The organism is Xanthomonas axonopodis, assembly GCF_001304695.1.
GTDB lineage: Bacteria > Pseudomonadota > Gammaproteobacteria > Xanthomonadales > Xanthomonadaceae > Xanthomonas > Xanthomonas axonopodis.
The window spans coordinates 1-5,211 of the sequence record NZ_JFAQ01000169.1 but is presented as its reverse complement, the minus strand read 5'-3'; the positions used below and the strand labels follow the sequence as shown (position 1 = coordinate 5,211).

The 5,211-nt window shown below is 65.1% G+C and carries 2 protein-coding genes and 1 pseudogene; 1 reads left to right on the top strand and 2 read right to left on the bottom strand.

The features are described from left to right. Both XAXN_RS15150 and XAXN_RS15145 read right to left on the bottom strand, forming a co-directional pair. The coding region (locus XAXN_RS15150; RefSeq protein WP_054320158.1) for a TonB-dependent receptor at positions 1–2,310 on the bottom strand (2,310 nt) is incomplete at its 3' end. Positions 2,311–2,779: 469 nt separating this feature from the next. Next, entirely contained in the window at positions 2,780–4,024 is a 1,245-nt protein-coding gene (locus XAXN_RS15145) for an MFS transporter (RefSeq protein ID WP_054320157.1), read from the bottom strand. Between the two features lie 451 nt (positions 4,025–4,475). Here XAXN_RS15145 and XAXN_RS15140 point away from each other — a divergent pair. Further along, positions 4,476–4,770 (top strand): annotated as a pseudogene (locus tag XAXN_RS15140) (FmdB family zinc ribbon protein). Positions 4,771–5,211 lie beyond the last annotated feature (441 nt).

Here is a 5,211-nt window from a genome sequence, read left to right as displayed (position 1 = left end):
GATCAGCGTTGCCTTAAAGGTGGTCACGCCATCGAGTGCGGCGCGGTTGGAGGCGTCCAGGTAGCGCCTGCCCAGGTAGCGGCCGGAGAGACCGAAGCGCCATGCCTGACCGCGCCAGTCGGCCGACACCACCAGCGTATTGCGCGGTTGGCCTATCACCTGCGCGCCGGGCGTGATTTCCAGCGCGGTATCGCGCGCGGCATCGCCGCTGCCCAGATAATCGGCCTTGTTGTAGGTGTAGGCCCCATTGATGCGCCAGCCGTTGTCCCAGCCGTAACCCAGCGCTGCTTCCACGCCGCGCGCATGCACGCCGCCGAAATTTTCGTAAACGCCATCGGTTTCGCCCAGGTAGTCGATACCGGTGACGAAGTTGGCCGGCACATAGACGATGCGGTTGTCGAAGCGGATGTCATAGAGCGTGACGCTGCCGGTCAACGGCCAGCGGCTGACACGCAGGCCGAGTTCGATGTTGTCGGCGGTTTCCGGTTTCACCCGGCTCAGCGCGACCGGGTCGGTTTCGCCCAGCACGCCGGAGGGGATGGCTGCGAAGTTCTGTGAGTAACCGGCAAAGGCTTCCAGTCCCTGCACCGGTGTGGTCCAGGTCAAGCCGGCCGACAGGAGCGGATCGGAATGCGAATCCGATTCCACGTGCTGCGCATCGCCGATGCGGCGGTCGCGGGTCTGGTCGACAAAGAATTGCTTGACGCCCACGCGCCAGGCGAACGCGCCATAGCGCATCACGTCTTCCAGGTAGTACATCTGCTCGTCGGTCTGATAGTTGTCCTTGAACTGCACCCAGTAGGGCCGATGATCGAAGCTGATGTTGGTGCCGACGTTGAGCAGGCGGTGCCAGTCGCGGGTGACGCTGCGCTCCACCCGCTCCAGCCAGGCACCGGCACGCACGGTGTTGTCGATGGCGCCGAGATCGGTGCGCCATTCCACATCGGCCATCGCGCCGGCACGGTGATTGGCGTAGTGGCTATGTCGATACGACTGCACCGGCACCGAACCGGCCGGATAGCAGGCCGGATTGGATTCGGCCGGCACCGCTTCGCTGCCGGCGCAACCGGACAGCATGGTGGCAGCTGCGCCGCCGGGGGTGAGGTAATACAGCTTGCCCAGATCGCTGCCGCCATACACGGTGTTGCCGCCACGCGCTTCGGATTCGGGTGCGCCGGCGCCATCGTTTGTGACGTCCACCAGATACGGTGGAATCCAGTCGCCGCGCCCCTGCATGCGGTGCGCATAGCCGGTCAACGTGGTCCTGAAGCCGCTGCCGCCATCGAACGCGCCGCGCAGGTAGCCAAACGTATTCTTGCGCAACGCACGCGAGCCGGAGCGATAGTTCTGGTCCAGGTACGGAATGCCGGTGAGCGTACCGGTCAGCAGGTCGTGCTCCGGGTCGCGCGCGAATTGCTCCGGGGTCACGCTGGTGTATTCGGATTCGTCGGCATCGTCGTAAGAGGCGTAGCCGCTGAGCGTCCACTGATTGAGCACGCTGACGAACTTTCCGGCCAGGTGATCGCGGCTGGTGTGGCCATTGCCGTCGATCCAGTCGTCGTTGCGTGCCGACGAACCACTGACCCAGGCACGCGTAGTGCCGCCGATCAGGCCGGTGTCGTAGCGCGCGTAGTACTTGCGCGCCTGGTGATCGCCAAGGCCACCGATCACGCGTACACGCTGCGTTTCCAGTGGGTCGCCGGTGAGGTAATTCAAGGTGCCGCCCAGGGCTTCGTTGGAGCGCGAGGCGATGTCGGCGGTGCCCTGGCTGACTTCCACCGTTTCCAGATCCGGCATGTCGATAAAGCGGTTGGCCTTGGAGCCGCCGCCGTACGCTGAGCCACCATTGGGCACGCCGTCGATGGTGGTGCCGATTTGCTGCGTATCGCGATTGCTGACGAAGCCGCGCATGCTGATTTGCGTGCCCCAATCCGACGAGCCGAAGGCATCGGCTTCGGTCACCACCACGCCGGGCAGTTCGTTGAGCGCATCGTTGACGCTGCCCAGCACGAACTGGCGGTCCAGCATCTCCTTGCTGACGGTGGTCTTGGAATAGGTCATTGCCTGCCCGACCACTTGCACCTGATCCAGCGTCGAAACTTGCTCGCCAGTGCTGGCCGGTGCGGGCGCGACCGGGTCGGGGGTTGTAGCGTCGGGAACCTGCTGTGCGTAAGCCGGTAGGGTGAGCGGAATCAGCAGTAGGGCTAGCGGGGCAGGATGGCGCACGCGCAAGGAGGGCATCGAATCCATTGAAATCCACAGCGGGGGAGGGGGTCTGCGAAGACTGCCGCGCTTGCGTTGCGTGATCATGACCGCGCTACAGGCGAGCTGGCGATCACGAGCCGGATGTACGCAGCTTCATCGCCAAGCCGACGAATGCCTGGTGCTGTCTGGATGCATCCAGTCAAGCGAACGAGTGCTCGGGGCGAAGCGGCGTTCAGGCGTCATCAACGGCTCAGGTCAACAGCTGAGTCGGTCGAGCGCGCGGTGTCCTCACCGCTCGCGGGACACGCCGTCAACCCGTCCCTGGGGGCTCGTTGGCGGCATCCATGCCTACAAGGACGTACTTGCAGCGTGTCCGGCGATGGTGAGCGGGCAAGAGCCCTGCAGCCAAGTAGCAGATCATCCCTCACTGCAACCGGCTTGCCAGTGCATTGGATTGCTATCAGCGCGAGCAAAGTGTCCATATGCATCAGCGCCGTGCTGGTCGCACGCCCACGTCTGCAGCGCGCTGACCGAAATATCCAACCATCCTGGAAAACAGCGCGAACGGGTGTTCTCAGCGTTGCTTGCCGTGTGGTGGTGCTTCGGTCTGCTGTGTTTCCGGCATCAACTCCAGAGCTGACGGCGTGGTGCGCAGCATCGGGCGGAAGGCGATCGGATGGGTGCGGCGGCGCCTGAAGCGCAGCAGCCGCGACAGCGTAAAGCCGGCCAGCGCCAGCAACATCACTGCGAAGTACACTGGCAACGCGGCCGGGCCGAATTTCTGCATTGCACCGCCGGCCAACGCCGGGCCGACCGCGGCACCCACGCCATGTAGCAGCAACAAGCTGCTGCTGCCGGAAAGCAGGTCTTCGCGCGGCAGATAATCGAGCATATGCGCCACCGCGAACGGATACAGCGAAAACGCCAGCCCGCCATAGACAAAGAACAGCACGAACAGCACGGTAGTCTGCGTCTGCACCATCGGCAGTGCGGCAGCGATCGCGATGCCGGCGGCCAGCGCGCTCACGGTCACCGGGCCGATGCGGCGATCATGCCCGTCGCTGATGCGCCCGATTGGCCACTGCAGCACGGCACCGCCCACGATGGCGGTGAGCATGAACATCGCAACGCCGTCGGCATCCAGCCCGATCCGGTTGGCATACACCGGCAACAAGCCCCAGAACGCACCCATCGCCAGGCCGGAAAGGCCGGCGCCAACCGTGGCCACCGGCGCTAAGGCATACAGCGTGGCCAACCGCAGTCGCGATACATGCGGCACCTCGGGCGGAATCAGCCGCGTGGTCATCACCGGCATCACCGCGGCACAGAACAGGATCGCAGTCAGCGTAAACATCGCCGGTGCGCCCGCATCGCCGATGGTGAGCAGGACCTGGCCCAGTGCCAGCGCCGACAGATTGATCGCCATGTAGACTGAAAACACCCGGCTGCGTCGGCGTGCGTCGGGCTCGGCGTTGAGCCAGCTTTCGATCACCGTATACAGGCCGACCAGCGCCGCGCCGGTCACCAGGCGCAGCACGCCCCAGCCCCAGGCGTTCAGCCAGATCGGATGCAGCAACACCGCAATGGCTGCCAGCGCCGCATAAAAGGCAAACGCGCGGATATGCCCGATGCGGCGAATCAGCGGTGGTGCGAAGAAGGTGCCGAGAAAGAAGCCGGCGAAGTAGCCGGACATGATCAGGCCCAACGCCCGCGCGTCGAAGCCGGCCTGATCGCCACGCACGGCGAGCAGCGTGCCGAGCAACCCGCTACCGGTGAGCAGCAGGGCAACGCCAAGCAATAAGGCAGTCAACCGCAACATGGATGCGGCCCTCGTGGGGGAAAAGGCGCGTCGATCACGTGTTCGAGTGTAACAGCCTGCTCGGTGCGGCTTGATCGCCGCCATGGGCGTGCGCGCTTTTTTCTAGCGATTGCGCGTGAGGATGCGAGTGCCGCAGGTGGCGGTTTTGGCGTCTGATCGTTGGTCACGTCGCTTGGGTGCGCAACCCATGCGTGCGTGGCTCGCACGGCGCGCACGCATAGGTGTCGAGCGCCGCGCTTGCCCCCGGGTTGCCGCCAGCCATGCCTGCGCACAGCCCATCGGCATGGGCGGCTATCGAAGCGGTCATCGCGCATTGCCCCCGTCGCCCGGCACCGGCCATGTGGATGCATCACCGGCTGCCTGCCGCCCGTCGCAGGCGACGCGCTGCACTTGCCAGCCCGCATGCGTCTAGAATTTGCCCCCCTTGCAATGTCTTCAGCTGATCCCTGCCATGCCCATCTACGGTTTCCAGTGCACTACCTGCGGCCACGCATTCGACCGCCTGCAGAAAATGGCCGACCCCGATCCGCAAACCTGCCCGGCCTGCGCCGCGGCCACGATCAAGCGCCAGGTCACTGCGCCGTCGTTCCGCCTGTCCGGCAGCGGCTGGTACGAGACCGACTTCAAATCGGCCAGCGAGAAAAAAAAAGAACCTCACTGAGAGCAGCAGCGCCGGTGGCGATGCCAAACCGGCGGCAACCGCAGAGAGCAAGCCGGCCGCCAAGCCCGCGTCCGATCCGGCATAAGTGGCCGCGGCTTGCAGGTTGCGCTGCTCAGCGCGGCGTTGCGCGCCGCAATGACTGCACGTCGTACATCGTGCGGACTGCTGTGTGACGGTGGATTGCGTAGGTGCTTGTCGCCAGCCCAGATGGTCGTGCCATTCCACCGCCGTTCGCCGCGGTCAGGACTGCGGTTTCCTGATCGATTTCCGGTGGCGCTCGCCATGCGCGGTGGGCGAGCCCGCTGGGCGAGTTCGCTAGCCCGGTCAATGTCGCTAAGCCCGCTTCATCCAGGCCGGGTGTATTCCCGCCAAACCTGTGGCGATGCAGGGCGGGTAGCCGCGAGGCTGCGAGGCGCTGGCGCACGCGCTGTGCGTGCCGTTTGCCGCATTTCCATGGATCGCCGCGACTGAATTCGACGGCCGCGCCCGCCTGGATGCGTGCCGTCGTCTAAGGCAACGCTGATCA